This is a genomic window from Rhodococcus (subgen. Prescottella) equi (assembly GCF_003013675.1).
GTDB lineage: Bacteria > Actinomycetota > Actinomycetes > Mycobacteriales > Mycobacteriaceae > Prescottella > Prescottella equi.
In genome coordinates this window covers 1,005,750-1,018,630 of the sequence record NZ_CP027793.1, presented here as the reverse complement: position 1 = coordinate 1,018,630, position 12,881 = coordinate 1,005,750, and the positions used below count along the sequence as shown (strand labels likewise).

22 protein-coding genes and 1 tRNA gene are annotated in these 12,881 nt (G+C 67.2%); 10 read left to right on the top strand and 13 right to left on the bottom strand.

Annotated elements, in window-relative coordinates; genetic code table 11:
* Nucleotide 1 precedes the first annotated feature (1 nt).
* The 8 genes from C7H75_RS04690 to C7H75_RS04655 all read left to right on the top strand — a co-directional run bounded on the left by C7H75_RS04690 (nucleotide 2) and on the right by C7H75_RS04655 (nucleotide 3,652).
* The gene (locus C7H75_RS04690; protein WP_084866072.1) at nucleotides 2–277 is read left to right on the top strand and encodes a hypothetical protein; all 276 of its coding nucleotides are present in this window, start codon (nucleotides 2–4) and stop codon (nucleotides 275–277) included.
* Nucleotides 277–462 (top strand): DUF7620 family protein, encoded by a 186-nt coding sequence (locus C7H75_RS04685; RefSeq protein ID WP_005515303.1) that lies wholly within the window; start codon nucleotides 277–279, stop codon nucleotides 460–462. Before C7H75_RS04690 ends, C7H75_RS04685 begins: the two co-directional genes overlap by 1 nt.
* Nucleotides 459–812 (top strand): putative phage holin, encoded by a 354-nt coding sequence (locus C7H75_RS04680; protein ID WP_084978765.1) that lies wholly within the window; start codon nucleotides 459–461, stop codon nucleotides 810–812. The genes C7H75_RS04685 and C7H75_RS04680 overlap by 4 nt, the downstream gene beginning before the upstream one ends.
* Nucleotides 809–1,672, top strand: coding sequence for a hypothetical protein (locus C7H75_RS04675; RefSeq protein ID WP_159025966.1), 864 nt, complete (start codon nucleotides 809–811; stop codon nucleotides 1,670–1,672). Before C7H75_RS04680 ends, C7H75_RS04675 begins: the two co-directional genes overlap by 4 nt.
* Nucleotides 1,669–1,980, top strand: a complete 312-nt coding sequence (locus tag C7H75_RS04670; RefSeq protein WP_159025965.1) for a hypothetical protein — start codon at nucleotides 1,669–1,671, stop codon at nucleotides 1,978–1,980. Before C7H75_RS04675 ends, C7H75_RS04670 begins: the two co-directional genes overlap by 4 nt.
* Nucleotides 1,977–2,309 (top strand): LtfC-like domain-containing protein, encoded by a 333-nt coding sequence (locus C7H75_RS04665; protein ID WP_106850996.1) that lies wholly within the window; start codon nucleotides 1,977–1,979, stop codon nucleotides 2,307–2,309. The genes C7H75_RS04670 and C7H75_RS04665 overlap by 4 nt, the downstream gene beginning before the upstream one ends.
* A gap of 9 nt (nucleotides 2,310–2,318) precedes the next feature.
* Nucleotides 2,319–2,663, top strand: a complete 345-nt coding sequence (locus tag C7H75_RS04660) for a phage tail fiber protein (protein WP_005515310.1) — start codon at nucleotides 2,319–2,321, stop codon at nucleotides 2,661–2,663.
* Nucleotides 2,664–2,803: 140 nt separating this feature from the next.
* Nucleotides 2,804–3,652, top strand: coding sequence for a hypothetical protein (locus tag C7H75_RS04655; RefSeq protein ID WP_084978768.1), 849 nt, complete (start codon nucleotides 2,804–2,806; stop codon nucleotides 3,650–3,652).
* 167 nt (nucleotides 3,653–3,819) lie between these two features.
* Here C7H75_RS04655 and C7H75_RS04650 read toward each other — a convergent pair whose 3' ends face one another.
* On the bottom strand, nucleotides 3,820–4,173 hold the full coding sequence (locus C7H75_RS04650) for a hypothetical protein (RefSeq protein WP_081205148.1): 354 nt from the start codon (nucleotides 4,171–4,173) through the stop codon (nucleotides 3,820–3,822).
* A gap of 388 nt (nucleotides 4,174–4,561) precedes the next feature.
* Between C7H75_RS04650 and C7H75_RS25615 the strand changes: the two genes are divergently transcribed.
* Nucleotides 4,562–4,723 carry a hypothetical protein gene (locus C7H75_RS25615; RefSeq protein WP_159025964.1) on the top strand — a complete coding sequence of 54 codons (162 nt, stop codon included), beginning with the start codon at nucleotides 4,562–4,564 and terminating at the stop codon, nucleotides 4,721–4,723.
* A gap of 15 nt (nucleotides 4,724–4,738) precedes the next feature.
* Here the strand turns inward: C7H75_RS25615 and C7H75_RS04645 are convergent, their stop codons facing one another.
* From C7H75_RS04645 to C7H75_RS04600, 12 genes are all read right to left on the bottom strand, one after another.
* On the bottom strand, nucleotides 4,739–4,957 hold the full coding sequence (locus tag C7H75_RS04645; RefSeq protein WP_106850995.1) for a hypothetical protein: 219 nt from the start codon (nucleotides 4,955–4,957) through the stop codon (nucleotides 4,739–4,741).
* Between the two features lie 50 nt (nucleotides 4,958–5,007).
* Nucleotides 5,008–5,247: a hypothetical protein gene (locus tag C7H75_RS04640; RefSeq protein ID WP_005515317.1), complete on the bottom strand. Its 240-nt coding sequence runs from the start codon at nucleotides 5,245–5,247 to the stop codon at nucleotides 5,008–5,010.
* Entirely contained in the window at nucleotides 5,240–5,398 is a 159-nt protein-coding gene (locus tag C7H75_RS25870) for a hypothetical protein (protein WP_175280015.1), read from the bottom strand. The genes C7H75_RS04640 and C7H75_RS25870 overlap by 8 nt, the downstream gene beginning before the upstream one ends.
* 352 nt (nucleotides 5,399–5,750) lie before the next feature.
* Nucleotides 5,751–6,233, bottom strand: coding sequence for a hypothetical protein (locus C7H75_RS04635; RefSeq protein ID WP_159025963.1), 483 nt, complete (start codon nucleotides 6,231–6,233; stop codon nucleotides 5,751–5,753).
* Nucleotides 6,234–6,271: 38 nt separating this feature from the next.
* Nucleotides 6,272–7,006: a DUF2637 domain-containing protein gene (locus tag C7H75_RS04630; RefSeq protein WP_106850993.1), complete on the bottom strand. Its 735-nt coding sequence runs from the start codon at nucleotides 7,004–7,006 to the stop codon at nucleotides 6,272–6,274.
* Complete coding sequence (locus C7H75_RS25865) at nucleotides 7,003–7,164, bottom strand: hypothetical protein (RefSeq protein WP_175280014.1); 162 nt, start codon at nucleotides 7,162–7,164, stop codon at nucleotides 7,003–7,005. The genes C7H75_RS04630 and C7H75_RS25865 overlap by 4 nt, the downstream gene beginning before the upstream one ends.
* Entirely contained in the window at nucleotides 7,161–7,994 is an 834-nt protein-coding gene (locus C7H75_RS04625; RefSeq protein ID WP_106850992.1) for a helix-turn-helix domain-containing protein, read from the bottom strand. Before C7H75_RS04625 ends, C7H75_RS25865 begins: the two co-directional genes overlap by 4 nt.
* 235 nt (nucleotides 7,995–8,229) lie before the next feature.
* A tRNA-Lys gene (locus C7H75_RS04620) sits at nucleotides 8,230–8,305 on the bottom strand.
* A 392-nt stretch (nucleotides 8,306–8,697) separates the two neighbouring features.
* Complete coding sequence (locus C7H75_RS04615; protein ID WP_081183342.1) at nucleotides 8,698–9,426, bottom strand: oxygen-binding di-iron domain-containing protein; 729 nt, start codon at nucleotides 9,424–9,426, stop codon at nucleotides 8,698–8,700.
* A gap of 104 nt (nucleotides 9,427–9,530) precedes the next feature.
* Nucleotides 9,531–10,112 carry a hypothetical protein gene (locus tag C7H75_RS04610; protein ID WP_005515331.1) on the bottom strand — a complete coding sequence of 194 codons (582 nt, stop codon included), beginning with the start codon at nucleotides 10,110–10,112 and terminating at the stop codon, nucleotides 9,531–9,533.
* Nucleotides 10,109–10,501, bottom strand: coding sequence for an MmcQ/YjbR family DNA-binding protein (locus tag C7H75_RS04605; protein ID WP_022594244.1), 393 nt, complete (start codon nucleotides 10,499–10,501; stop codon nucleotides 10,109–10,111). The genes C7H75_RS04610 and C7H75_RS04605 overlap by 4 nt, the downstream gene beginning before the upstream one ends.
* A 75-nt stretch (nucleotides 10,502–10,576) precedes the next feature.
* Nucleotides 10,577–11,812, bottom strand: coding sequence for an MFS transporter (locus C7H75_RS04600; RefSeq protein WP_106850991.1), 1,236 nt, complete (start codon nucleotides 11,810–11,812; stop codon nucleotides 10,577–10,579).
* A gap of 95 nt (nucleotides 11,813–11,907) precedes the next feature.
* Between C7H75_RS04600 and C7H75_RS04595 the strand changes: the two genes are divergently transcribed.
* Nucleotides 11,908–12,825: a LysR family transcriptional regulator gene (locus tag C7H75_RS04595; RefSeq protein WP_005515335.1), complete on the top strand. Its 918-nt coding sequence runs from the start codon at nucleotides 11,908–11,910 to the stop codon at nucleotides 12,823–12,825.
* Nucleotides 12,826–12,881: the final 56 nt, after the last annotated feature.

The following is a 12,881-nucleotide window of genomic DNA, read 5'->3' as shown; positions in this document are numbered from 1 at the left end:
GGTGGAGCAGATCGCGGGGATCGCGGTCACCGACCTGGGACTGACAGGACTGCTGACACTGGCAGTCCTGCTCATCCTGGTTGGTGCCCTTATCCCGAGACCGGTACACAAGACCATCGTCGGCCTGCAGCAGCAGCGCATCGATAAGCTCGAGGAGCTCCTGTCCAAGCGGGATGGGCAGATCGACCGGCTGCTGCCGAGTGCGGAAACCTCTGCCGAGACGCTCGCCAAGATCCAGTCCGTGACCGATCCGGATAGGTCTGGCGGTGAGCGCTGATGCGGTGGCTGCGCAGGATCAAGCACGAGCGCGAGCAGCTCGAGCGGGTCGAGGCCGCACTCGTGGATGAATGCACGCGCGAGAAGCGCGTCGACGCGGTGATGACGCGAATCGAAGAATCTCGCCGCCGCAACCACTTCGGCGAATCCATCGAGATCGCAATGGGCAAGAGGAGACACGCATGATCAAGGTGGCACTCACCGTCGCCGCACTGCTGGGTGCCGCGGTCATTGCCGTCTACCCGCCAGAGACGGAAGCCCGGATCCTGCTCGTCTCGATGACGGTGCTCGCCTGGACCTTCGCGATCGTCTACGGCACCCGGTCACCTTGGCGCGCAACCCAGGCCGGCAGGTCGGTCATGGCGACGTCCGTCGCTCTCGGGCTGATCGGTGCGCAACTCGCCTCGGTCTGGATCTTCGGGGACTATCCGGGCCGCGCCGAGGTGAGGGCGATCGTCGTGCTCGCGCTGGTCCTCACCCTCCTTCACCGGCTGCTCGTCGTGTGGCGGATCCAGCACAAGGAGGTGAATCGATGACAGCGCCCAATGGTGGCGTGCCGTCTGGTGGCGTATCCGGCGGCGGCGGGCTGGCCGCGCACGCGAAGAGGACCGAGGCGCAGTGGAAAGCCTCGCTCTACGGCCAGGTGAATGATCGGTACAACGGTGTGAAGCTGTTCGGTTCGGACTTCAACCTTCTCGGAAACCAGGTCCGCGCACACAACCAGCTCATCGAGACGCAGGGCGAGCAGATCGCCGATCTCGAGGACTTCGTCGGCACCGGGACGACCACACCAATCTGGTCGTCCACCGGGGGCTATGACCTCGTCTCCTTTCCGGACTCGATGATGAATCGCGTTCGGTACTTCGATGGGAACGCGTACGCACTGTCGGAGATTCCAGCGTTCTCGCAGGCGAAAAGGACTCTCGATCTCGCGTTCGTACGCGGTGGCCGGGACACCCCGACGCCACTCGAAGTGGTCCGCATCATCACCGGCGCCGACACCGGCATCTTCGATATCGACGCTTGGTACGTCGGAATCTACGTCTACGACAAACCGAACAACCGAATGCAGCTGCTGTGGAACTCAGGGAACCTGCTGAACGTCCTCACCGGTCAGCGCATGCGATACCACCTGAGTACGAACATGACTCAGTCGGCCGCAAACGACCAACTCCTCGCCGTCGCGACACTGCAGATCGCCCCTGGTCTCGCGCAGCGCCCCCGCGGTATCGGGTGCGTCTTCCAGACCGGGATCTCCGAGCAGGCGGGCACGGTGCCGTTGGCGCGGCACGCCTACATCAACAACGTCGACGCGCTACCGATGACGATCGGAATGAACTCGATGAACTACGACAACAGCAAGATCATGTGGGCGGCAGTGGGGGCTTCATCATGATGAGCATCGACGGACGTCTGCACGTCACTCCCGACGAGCTCGACGAGTTCGTCTCCCTCACTGCAGTGCAACCGATCGCCAAGCATCTGTGGCTGCTCAACACCGCAACCGGCGAGACTCGCGTCGATCGATCCGACGATGCAAGCGCAGTGCCCGACGGCTGGGTACTGCTGATGACTGGCCCTTCACCAGCCTGGGTCGAGCAGTGGAGTGGAGATCTTCAGCGCGCGGTAGACGAGCAGCTCAATCCGCTTCTCGACGCGGCCTTCGGGTACGCGCCGACTACCCATGAACCGGAGGCGCCATGACGCTTGGCTGGACACCGATCGACGAGACGATCGAACTCACCAACGGCGACTGGATCTTCGAGCGCACCAACCGGGCTGGAGGCATTCCACCCAACACGGTCATCGAGATCGTGTGGGCGAACGGCGTCACGTGGCCCGGCGAGATCGAGGGCGCGACCGTGCGGTGGCGGAAGGAAGCCGCCGAGTGCTCGGCGGCCGTCATTCCACACGGCACCGCGTTCGAGATCCTGGTGCGCTACCCGAACGAGGCCACCGGAACCACCGACGACTACGTCTGGATGGGCGGCTGGTCCATCCGCACCAACTACTTTGAAACACAGGACTTCTAAGGAGCCCCAATGGCCAACACTGTCGCTGCGACCGCGAACGCGCTCGCGAATCACTGGGCGTCGCTCGGCGCCACTTACAGCCTGCACACCGGCAATCCCGGCGCGGCAGGGACCGCGAACGAAGCGTCCGGCAACGGGTACGCGCGCCAGTCCACCACGTTCGGGTCCGCGTCTGGCGGTGTGGTGACGGGCTCGCAGATGACGTTCAACTTCATGGGCACCGTCACGCACATGTGCCGATGGAATGGCACCACCCTGTTGGACATCATCGATACCGTCGACGCGACCGTGACCCCGGCGGGCCAGATCAAGGTGACACCTTCGTACAACGCCAACTACGTCGCCTGGACCTAGCCGTGCAGTTTCCGGCCCCGGACACGGGGTTCACCCGGCTACCGGGCCCGGACACTGCGGCGACCGACTTCCCGTCCGCTGACGGTGCAGTTGTCGCGTTTCCTCCACCGCCGATTCCACTCCGAGATGCTGCCGCGTCGATGGATGGCGTCGCGTCCGCGGTGTCTCAGGTGCTCCCGTGGCGAACCGCCCTGGTGTCGATGGACGGCACGTCGTCAGCGACGTTCGTCCCCGCCGTGAGCGTCTCCGCGCCGGCGTCGATGGACGGCACAGCGTTCGTGTTCCGCAACATCGATGCGGCCATCACGATCGATGCCGTCGCTTCCGCGGCGATTACTCCGGTCTACAGCGGTACAGCCGGGGCCACGATGGACGGTTTCGCGGACACTGTCGGGGAGATCGCTGGAATCAGCGTCGCCGAAGTGGTCGTCAGCATGGACGCAGCCGCCTCCGTATCGATCGCAGGGTTCGCGACAGCGCCAGCGTCGATGAACGGCAACGCGTCAGCGGTCAGCGTCCCGGTAACGTCTGCGACCGCCGCGGCGTCGATGGACGGCGCGGCGTCTGTGACCACGGTTGTGCAGCACGCGTTCCCGAGCCGGGTCGTGAAGTTGAGTCCGAACTTCCCCTACCCGCAGAACACATGGACGCGGGTCACCGGATGGGAGCTCGCGGACGGTTCGCTCGGACAGGCCGGGACGAACGGTCTCGTCGTCACAGGCAGCGGCACGGTCGACGTCTCCGTCTCGTTGCGGATCATCAGCACCTCGACCCTGTCGCGGTCGGTGCGCGTGACTCTGAACGATGTCGCCCTCGGTGACAACGTCGAGTTCCCTGGCTCGACAACCGTCCTGACCCGCACCCTCAACGCCGTCGCGGTCAATCCAGGCGACGTCCTCTCAGTGTGGATCCTGACCTCGACGAGCCTCTCGTCGCAGCGCTACGTGATGCCCGGGGCCGACACCTTCATCAACATCGCCGAGCCATGACGAAGCCCCCACCCTTCCGAGGGTGGGGGCCTTTCGTCGTTTCGGGAACCGACCGCAGACCTTCCGCGTCGAACCCGGTATGGATGAGACGGCGGCGTGGGATCTGGCGCTCTGGCAGCTGGAGATGGACCAGCACTATCGGGAGCAAGGGCAGGAACCGCCGTGAGCTACACCTCGACGAAGCGGTGTCCGAACTCGACGCCGGGAAGCGCGCACAACTCCTCGGCCGAGGCGAAGGGTGACGATGCCGCCAGCCGCAGTGCAGCAGCTGCGTAGTTCGCTACCACCGTGAACGAGTCGTTCGGCATGTAGGTCGCGTGCAGACTCATACCGCCGGCCGCGTTCACATCGAACACCATGTAGCGGCCGAATCCATCGACGAAGCGCGCGACTCGAATGATGCCCTCGCCGTTGCCGCGATCCTTGGGCGAATCGACGTGCTCGACTCGCCAGCCGAGCGGCAGCAGCTCGCTGAACGGGTAGTTGTTCACGAAGTCGTGCGCTCCGAACGCTTCCATCATGGCCTCCCGAATGTGTGGCCGGGCGCCCCTTCCAAAAGGGGGGACGGATGGGGCGCCCGGTGGGGTTGCCGTGCGCTTCCCTCGCTCGGCAACCGCATGGAGCGTAACACCAGAATCGAACGTGTGTGCGAAAATGGGTGGGTGCCGAGCTACGAACGTGCACCCAAGCAGTGCCCGAACGGGCACCCGCTCGGGCCTGGTCGCGTGCTCGTCGGATGGTTCGCCTGCAGCTGCACGGAACGCGGCGGCCATCGCACCTACGACTGCCGCCAATGCGGCGCCGTCATCTACCGCCCACCCCACTGGGGGCGGCGAGACTACGGCGACCGTTGGCGGCGGAAGCGTGAGCGATAGGGTCCAGTCGAGTTCTTCGAGAGGTAGCAGCATCATGCAGGTCGGCGACCGCGTCCGTATTCGTCCCGGCGGCGCAACGGTTTTCACTATCACCGAGGGTCCCGACGACTACGGGCGCCTCACCATCGAACCGGTAGGCGACGCACCCGGCGCCTACCCCTTCCCGATGAAGCCCGACGACCTCATCCCCGAGTAGAAGCCGGCGCCCCGCCTACGGGCGGAACTCGCCGTATACGCCCGATGGGTCGCCGCCGAGGTAGGCGCTGTTCTGGTTGTCGGCGCGGGCTGCGATTGCGGCGACACGATCACGCTCGGCCTGGACCGCGCGGATTCGCCGGCGGGCCAAACCGCCGGCGGCCGCGAGCCCGATGATCGCCCACAACGCGGCGGCCATGTAGGTGGTGTTGTTGATGCAGCCGATTGCCCCCATGACGCCCAGTACGACAAGCGACCAGAGAACGATTGATGCGGTTTGCCGTCTCATCCGTCGCCTTTCAAGTCGGTTCGAGCGCCACGCCCCGGGCGGTTCGCGTTCCATTCGTCGATCGTCGCGGGCAACCATCCGCGCACGGTGCCGCGCGGGATGGTGCCGTCGTCGTTGAGCGGCCCGACGACAACGTCGGGCGGCGGCAGTTTGTACCGGCTCAGCGCGCCGGGCTGGACTCCGATCCGTTCGGCGAACTCGACGCGCGACATGTAGACCGCGGGACGCTCAGGCATGGCGCGCGGCCCGGATTCGGTCCTGGGTGATGAACACGATGATCCCGCCCCAGACGGCCCACAACGGCCAAGGCGCGTGGAGCGCCCACAGCGCGCCGCCGGTGGCGGCTGTGCCGACGATGTCGTAGTTGCGTCGCATGACGTCAAGCATGATCCCTCTCCTTCTCCGTGGGGTGATTTCGTGAGACCCTTTCCGGTGGGGATCGGAGCGCGTGCGCTGCGTTCCGATCCCCACCTGAGGGTCACCGTTTGCGGTGCCTGCCTCGCCTCTTGGGCTTGGCCTTGCGGTTCTGAATCACCATCACGATGTTCGTGATCAGGGTCAGAATCCCCACGACCAGTGCCATTCGGCTTTCGGTCATCCGCTCACCTCCTCTCTGCTGTTGTAACTATGACTATACACTGTCGATAATCAACGTGCAACACTTTTGGAGTGCAAAGTCCGGGCAGGTCCAGAAATGACGAACGCCCCGAGAATCACTCGGGGCGTTACGGTCTGCTGATCAGCCGGCCAGCACATCCCAGTTCTTCTGCTCAGCTTCTGCTGACGGCATCCCGTTCCACAGGCGCATCTGGAAGTCCGGGTCCTTCAGCTTCACTTCGTTCACGACAGTCTCGCCGTCAACCTGGTAGCTCGACACCCAGACAGCGTCGATCTGCCCAGCGATCGGGGACGCCTTCAATGCCTTCGCGTATGCCGTCGCGGTCTCCCGCAGATCGTCGGCCGAGGTGACCGATGGGTCGCAGATGTCGATCGCAGCACCGAACATGCCGGTGTCGCTCCCGATTGGCGTGTACCGGCCCGCGGTGACGGTCGCGCCATCAGGAAGCTGCACCGCCTGCACAGCAGCGGCGAAGTCCGGGTTGTCGATCGGCCTCGAGGCCGGGCACGAGGCCGTCGCATCGGCATCGGTACTCGAGCACGCCCCGAGCCCGAGCACCGATGCAGAGGCCGCAACAACGATCATCATCATCTTCTTCTTCATGCGTCGGATCATGCCAGCGCACCAACCGGTCGGTTGCGTCACCCGCCGACCGCGGCAAGGGCTGGTGTCGCGTCGGCTGCGTCGCCTTCCTTGCGCCACCGTCGCACTGACGCTTCGGAGGTGCCGAGGCGTGCGGCGACGGCGCGCTGCGACATGTTGGTTGTCGCGAGCAAGTGGAGCGCTTCGGCTTTCATCTCGTCGCGGGTCATCGGCGCCGGCGCATCGTCCGGCGCTGGCACGTCGAACAGCGCGTCGGGCTGCGTCGCGTTGCGTCGATCCTGGTCAGCGCCGTTGTCGCGCGCAGGTGTCACGGGTGCCGCAACAGTCGCAGACTTGACGGGCGTCGCTACGTCGCGGTGTGTCACGGCCTCGACGACGAGGACGTCCGCCGTCGACGTATCGGCTGCGTTGCGACGAAGCTGCACTGCGAGGTGCGGCGCGACGAGCAGGCATAGCGGCGGGACGACTGCGACGGCCGCGCCCGCCCACCCGGGCAGCGGCCCCGCGGGCAGGAGGTGTGCTGCGGCGCCCGCGACGATCGACACGGCGGTCGCGGCCGCGAGTAGCGACCAGGCGTAGACGCGGGACGCGGGCAGGCGCATCACCGCGGCGGTCGCGACGACGGCGAGCCCGTCGACGACGAGCGGCCACACGTGCGCCATGACGGGCCCGTATCCGGCGCGGCCAGCCAGCGCGGCGAGGTTCGAGTACGACAGCGCGAACGCGAGGACAGCGATCGCGTACGTCGCTGCGGCGGGTAGGTGGCGGGTCATCGCTGGATTCCGTTCCGGTAGCCGAGCTCGTGGGCGGTGGCGTAGTCGAACATGCAGTGCTCGATCAGTACGTCGATGAGTCCGTCGACGGCGGCGTATTCGGGTGAGGTGCGTGGGTAGCGCTCGCGGTAGGCGACTGCGGTCTGCAGGTGGCTCATGCGGCGACCGCAGTCCGGCAGGTGCAGCGACGGATCGGGCGGCCGTCGGCAGGGTCTTCGATCCATCCTTCGACGCACTCGCCGCACGAGGGCCGCGGAGCTTGGATACGACGCGGGAGTGGGAGCGCGGACCAGGCGCCGATCCAGCCCTGCGCGTACCGGGTCGGGTTGTGAGGCTGGTGCGCCGACACTGCAGCGGTGACGAGTGCGGGCACACCGTGGGTCTCGAGCAGCCGCGTGATGTCGTCGACGTCGGCGGCCTTCAGCGCATCCCAGCGGGCGGCCAGGCCCTTGTCGCGGCAGGCGGCCGCGATGGCGTCGAACCGACCTTCAGCGTGAGCGGACACCACCACCCCCGTGCGCCGTGGCGCGCGCTGCATCGGCGACGTCGAGGCGGTGGGGTGGTTGGTCTCAGTCCTTCGTGACTCAGTCCTTTGGGTAGCGACGGGCTCGCCGCTGTCGGACTGACCGTGGGTCGCTTTCTCAGGCCCCGGACCGGCAGACGTATCGACGGGTTCCTCGAAGATCGTCTGCAGTGTGTGCCAGCGGCCGCGGTCGTCCTGAACCTTCTGGCGGACGAGGTAGCCGAGCGACTCAAGCTCGCGCATGGCGGTCCGGATGGCGTCGCGGCCCTCGGTCGGAGACTGGCCAGCGATGGATTCGGAGCGGGTCCGCCAGTCGGCGGGCTTGGAGAGGAGCCACATCAGGACACCGCGAGCGCGGAAGCTCAAGCGGCTGTCGTTGAGGACGGCATTCGAGAGGATGGTGAAGTGGTCAGCGCGGCGCGGGCCTCGCCGAATCCCACCCAAGGCATGGGTATGCTCGGACACTGTTCGACTCCTTAGCAAGTCGGACCATGCCCCGGGAGCGTTGGCGCGCTCGCCGGGGTCTCATTTTGTTGTTGTGCAGCGATCTTGGCACAGCGCGATTTCGTTTGTCCAGATGGACAACTCTGCGGGCGAGTCACATCGCTGACCACGAGCGATAAAGGCGGTGAGTTTGGCACGCGGGTGGCACGTTCCGAAAATGCAGAACCCCCCACCCGGCTTATCGCCTGGTGAGGGGTGGTGCCCCCAGTAGGGCTCGAACCTACGACCTGCGGATTAAAAGTCCGTAGCTCTACCAACTGAGCTATAGGGGCGTGCGGGCAGAGTCTAGTGGGATCGACCGGCCGGAGGAAACTGCGCCCCGACACGACATCTCACCTGCCGCGTTCGGGCAGCCCAGCGGCACTCGGCCGTCGGCGCTCGGTGCAGGAGAGTGTGCTCCACCGGCGCCGACGGCCACCCTCCCCCGAGGATTCGACGAAGGCCCCTCGAAAGGAAGAAGACTGTGAACGCCCCGCCTCCAGACAGACGGGGCGTTCAGCGGACTGTCGACAGCACCCGTAGCCGACGGCCGGCCCCCGCGCGGGGAGGCATCACCAGATCACCACACTGCGGCACGTGCCGGAAGCTCCGGAGCCGAGAACGGGCGCAACGGCCCACGGATCGGGGACCAAGGACCTACTTTTCGACTCGGTTTCGACTCGGTTCAGCCGCGGACCCGTTGGAGTTCGGCATCCAGCCGGTCGTCGTAGGCGGCCGCGAGTTCACGCAACGCCACCGAGCAAGCGCCACGATAGGCGGGGCCGTGCATCAGCCCGAGCACTGCCGGCTCCAGCTCTGCGAGCCCGCGTAGCGTCGCACCCAGCGCCGGCGTCAGCGCCGTCGCGTGTCCGCGGTCCTCCGCGTCCAGCGCCGGCTCGACGATGTCGTGGTCTGTCTCGGACATCGACCTGCCGAATGCGGTGAAGAAGTCACCACACAGCAGCGTGGAGGTCGTCTCCTCGAACATCAGTCCGGCGTCCCAACCGTGGGGAACGTGTGGAGTCTCGATGCGACGTACCCGCCGGCCGCCGACGTCGATGACCTCCCCGTCGTCGAGCGGCCGCGGCGGACGGTCGGCGAGATATCCGATCTGCACGAAGCAGCCCATCGCTCCGTGCGCCACCTGAGCTCGTGGAGCGGCGGCCAGCCAGCGGTTCATGGACCCGCTCTCGTCGGCCTCGACGTGGCCGAACGTGATCCAGCGCAACGTGTCCAACGGCAACAGCTTCGACACGGCGGCGGAGACGACGGGGTAGAGCATCGGCATCCCGGTGTGGAACAGGAGCGGCTCGTCGCCGCGGATCAGGAACTGGTTCATCGGCAGGTCCGCCTCGTCGACGAACGTCGAGAGCCGGAAGATGTCGGCGGCGATCTCGGTGACCTCGGTGTCCATGTCCGGCCTCGCAGGAAGTCCTCCCCCGGCTCGCGGCCCCTGTCCCAGCCTTCGCCGACGACGAGCCCGACGCAAGGTCCGCGGGACCCGCGGGACGGGTCGGATCACATCTCGGGGCCGGGCGACTCTCCCGGTGACTGCGGCTCACGCTGGTGAAGGTCACCACGCAGCTTCGTCAGCTCGTTGCCGCGCTTGCGGTACCGGACATCCAGGAACACCGCCGCGGCGAACAGTAGGGCGCCGATGATCGCGCCCCACAGCGACGCGCCACGGAAGCCGGGCGCGTCGACGTCGAGCGTGCGCTCGCCCGCATGGGCGGCGCTGCTGTTGCCGAGCACGACCGACAGCGTGAGGAGGTTCGGGATCGCGACGACGATGCCGAGCACGAGAAGTGAGATCACCCAGATCCGAGCGTGCGTGCGGTGACGGGATCGCCACGCGAAGTAGAACAGCAGCAACGGAACTGCGGTGCACACCACCCCGTACAGCAGGCCCCACATGATGCCGCGGGAGAAGCTACCCGACGACAGCGAACCCACACTCTGCGACCACCAGCGGGGCAGGAACGCGGCCAGGATGAAATAGAGAGCGATCAACGCCACCGCGATCACGGCAGCCCAGATCGCTTTGCGCGCCCAGGCCGGCAGGCCGGACTTCGCGGGCGAGGTCGTGGAAGTGTCGCTCACGATGTGCCTCCTGTCGTCTGCGCGGAGTCCTCGGCGAGGACGACGCGCGCCAAGGTCTTGGGTGCGATCAGGGTGTAGGACGTGCGCACCCACTCCCGTAACTGGTCCCACCAGTCGTCCCGGCCGGATGGCGGCACGGTCAGCGAAATCCAGCCGTGCCGGCCGAGCCCGTACCCGGCGGGCCCCGCACCCGCCTCGGTGGCGACAACCGCCGCCGCTTCGTCGCGGGGCAATTTGAGTGACAAGCTCGACGCGTCCGGGTCGCTGAACACGAAATTCTTGCCGCGGACGCGGAACGTGGGATGCCCGCCCCACTCCTCGATGTCGACCCGCACCGCCTCGGGCAGCTCGTCGACGATCCGCTGCAGCCGAGTCATGTTCGCGACCATGGCGCGATTCTGTGCCCCCGCGTGCCGGGCCGCAAGCTTTTCGACGAGACGGTGTCGCGGGGGGCGGTCGCCGCGTCAGCCTCGCCGCGCCCGCCGGAACATCGCTGACGCCGCCACCGCGGCGATCGCCAACAGCACCCCGACGAAGCCCACCGTCGCCGGCCAGCCACCGTGCGCGTAGGCGATCCCCGCCGCGGCACCGGCGACGCTCGAACCCAGGTAGTACGCGAACAGGTACATCGACGACGCCTCGGCGCGGTGCTCGGTCGCGAGAAGACCCACCCACCCGCTGGCCACCGAATGGGCTGCGAAGAACCCACCGGTGAAGAGCAACATGCCGGCCAGGACGAGCGGGAGCACGGCCCACAGTGTCACCACCAGCCCGGTCACCATCGCGAGCACCGCGCCGAGCAGGACCGTGCCCCGACCGAACCGGTCCGCGGCCGCACCTGCCGCGGCCGACGTGTACGTCCCCGACAGATACAGCAGGAACACCAGGCCGACGAGCGCCTCCGGCAGCAAGAACGGGGCGTCGAGCAGTCGGAACCCGAGAAAGTTGTAGACGGAGACGAAACCGCCCATCAGCAGGAACCCCAGCACGAACAGCAGCGCCAGCGCCGGATTGCGCAGGTGCCCGCTTAGATTCGACAACACGATCCGCGGGCTCACCCGCTGCGGGCGGAAGTGGCGCGACGGCGGGAGTTTGCGGGTCATCACGACGGCCAGTGCGAGCGCCAGGAGCGAGGCGACCTCCATCGCCCAGCGCCACGACGCGACGTCGAGCACCGTCGACGGCACCAGGCGGCCGACCAGCCCGCCGATCGTGGTTCCGGCGACGTAGCGGCCCATCGCCGCGCCGAGGTCACGGGTATGGATTTCCTCCGCCAGGTAGGCCATAGCGACCGCGGGGATGCCGGCCAGCGCGACACCCTGCAGCGCACGTCCGATCAGCAGCACCTCGATTGTCGGACTGAACGGCAGGAGCACGCCGAGCACGCTCGACACCGCCGCCGACGCCACCATCACCCGTGTGCGCCCGAACCGTTCGGACAGCGCACTCGCCGGGATGATCGCGAGCGCGACCATCCCGGTCGTGACCGACACCGCGAGCGCGGCCACTGCGGGCGGCACCGCGAACTCGTCGGTCAGCGCCGGCAACAGCGCCTGCGCCGAGTACATCGAGACGAAGGTGGTCAGTCCGGCCGCGAACAGCGCGACGGTGACGGCCCGGTACTCGCGGGTACCCCGAGTCGGCCGGACGTCGCGCGTCGTCGCCTCCGCCGGCGTCTCGCTCGTGAGCGTGTGATCCATGCGTTTCCTCCACGAACCATCCTCGCGAGACACCCGACGAGAAGGAAATGCATCTGTCAACAGTTGTTGATACGTCTTGTGCATAAGCTGATCGGGTGGAATTGATCGAGGGTCTGCGCTGGTTCATCGCGCTGGCCGAGACCGAGCAGGTGACGGCCGCGTCGGACATGCTGCGCATCTCCCAGCCGACGCTGTCGCGCCGCCTGGCCCGGCTCGAGCGGGACATCGGTGCCGAGCTGTTCGACCGGCACGGCCGACGCCTCGAACTCAACGACCGGGGCCGGGTGCTGCTCGAGCACGCCCGCCGGGCGGCCACGGAACTCGCCGCGGCCCAGCGCGAGATCGACGCGTTCGACAGCCCGGATCGAGGCACCGTCCGGCTGGGCTTCCTGCATTCGTTCGGCACCTGGCTCGTCCCGGACCTGCTCCGCGCCTACCGCGAGGCGCACCCGCGCGTGGCGTTCACGCTGTATCAGGACGCCGCTCGAACGCTCGTCGACCGGGTGGTCGAGGGACGCGACGACCTCGCCTTCGTCTCCCCCCGACCGCGCACGTCCCAGGTGCACTGGACCCCGGTGACATACCAGCGCCTCGCCCTGGCCGTGCCGTCCGGACATCCGCTGAGCTCCCGCGCCGACCTCGACCTCGGGGCCGCGGCGGACGAGCAGTTCATCGGGATGCACCAGGACTACGGGATGCGCCGCATCTTCGACGACCTGTGCGCCGAGGCCGGCGTCGTGCCGGAGGTCGTGTTCGAGTCGAGCGAACTCGCGACGATCGGAGGCTTGGTGTCGGCGTCGCTCGGTGTCGCGGTGATGCCGTGGCAGGAGCCCCGCTCGTGGCCTGACGGCGTCACCCTCGTCCCGCTGCGCGGCGCCGGGCGCGAGATCGGCATGATCCGGGCCGAAAGCCGTCCGCTGCCGCCCGTAGCGGACCGATTCCTGCGTTTCACAGCGGACTCACAGCGGGAGGAACCGCCGAAATCGGGTCCCAGCCAGGTCACCGACGTGTAACGTTCGCCACACGGGTGACGGTGCATCTGCACGGCGGGTGGGAACGTGCACCGCAA

What these genes read in the sequence shown, in the direction of transcription:
- C7H75_RS04685 (WP_005515303.1), top strand. Translation starts at nt 277, where the DNA reads ATGCGGTGGCTGCGCAGGATCAAGCACGAGCGCGAGCAGCTCGAGCGG.
- C7H75_RS04680 (WP_084978765.1), top strand. Translation starts at nt 459, where the DNA reads ATGATCAAGGTGGCACTCACCGTCGCCGCACTGCTGGGTGCCGCGGTC.
- C7H75_RS04675 (WP_159025966.1), top strand. Translation starts at nt 809, where the DNA reads ATGACAGCGCCCAATGGTGGCGTGCCGTCTGGTGGCGTATCCGGCGGC.
- C7H75_RS04670 (WP_159025965.1), top strand. Translation starts at nt 1,669, where the DNA reads ATGATGAGCATCGACGGACGTCTGCACGTCACTCCCGACGAGCTCGAC.
- C7H75_RS04665 (WP_106850996.1), top strand. Translation starts at nt 1,977, where the DNA reads ATGACGCTTGGCTGGACACCGATCGACGAGACGATCGAACTCACCAAC.
- C7H75_RS04660 (WP_005515310.1), top strand. Translation starts at nt 2,319, where the DNA reads ATGGCCAACACTGTCGCTGCGACCGCGAACGCGCTCGCGAATCACTGG.
- C7H75_RS04655 (WP_084978768.1), top strand. Translation starts at nt 2,804, where the DNA reads ATGGATGGCGTCGCGTCCGCGGTGTCTCAGGTGCTCCCGTGGCGAACC.
- C7H75_RS04650 (WP_081205148.1), bottom strand. Translation starts at nt 4,173, where the DNA reads ATGATGGAAGCGTTCGGAGCGCACGACTTCGTGAACAACTACCCGTTC.
- C7H75_RS25615 (WP_159025964.1), top strand. Translation starts at nt 4,562, where the DNA reads ATGCAGGTCGGCGACCGCGTCCGTATTCGTCCCGGCGGCGCAACGGTT.
- C7H75_RS04645 (WP_106850995.1), bottom strand. Translation starts at nt 4,957, where the DNA reads ATGGGGGCAATCGGCTGCATCAACAACACCACCTACATGGCCGCCGCG.
- C7H75_RS04640 (WP_005515317.1), bottom strand. Translation starts at nt 5,247, where the DNA reads ATGCCTGAGCGTCCCGCGGTCTACATGTCGCGCGTCGAGTTCGCCGAA.
- C7H75_RS25870 (WP_175280015.1), bottom strand. Translation starts at nt 5,398, where the DNA reads ATGCTTGACGTCATGCGACGCAACTACGACATCGTCGGCACAGCCGCC.
- C7H75_RS04635 (WP_159025963.1), bottom strand. Translation starts at nt 6,233, where the DNA reads ATGAAGAAGAAGATGATGATGATCGTTGTTGCGGCCTCTGCATCGGTG.
- C7H75_RS04630 (WP_106850993.1), bottom strand. Translation starts at nt 7,006, where the DNA reads ATGACCCGCCACCTACCCGCCGCAGCGACGTACGCGATCGCTGTCCTC.
- C7H75_RS25865 (WP_175280014.1), bottom strand. Translation starts at nt 7,164, where the DNA reads ATGAGCCACCTGCAGACCGCAGTCGCCTACCGCGAGCGCTACCCACGC.
- C7H75_RS04615 (WP_081183342.1), bottom strand. Translation starts at nt 9,426, where the DNA reads ATGGACACCGAGGTCACCGAGATCGCCGCCGACATCTTCCGGCTCTCG.
- C7H75_RS04605 (WP_022594244.1), bottom strand. Translation starts at nt 10,501, where the DNA reads ATGGTCGCGAACATGACTCGGCTGCAGCGGATCGTCGACGAGCTGCCC.
- C7H75_RS04600 (WP_106850991.1), bottom strand. Translation starts at nt 11,812, where the DNA reads ATGGATCACACGCTCACGAGCGAGACGCCGGCGGAGGCGACGACGCGC.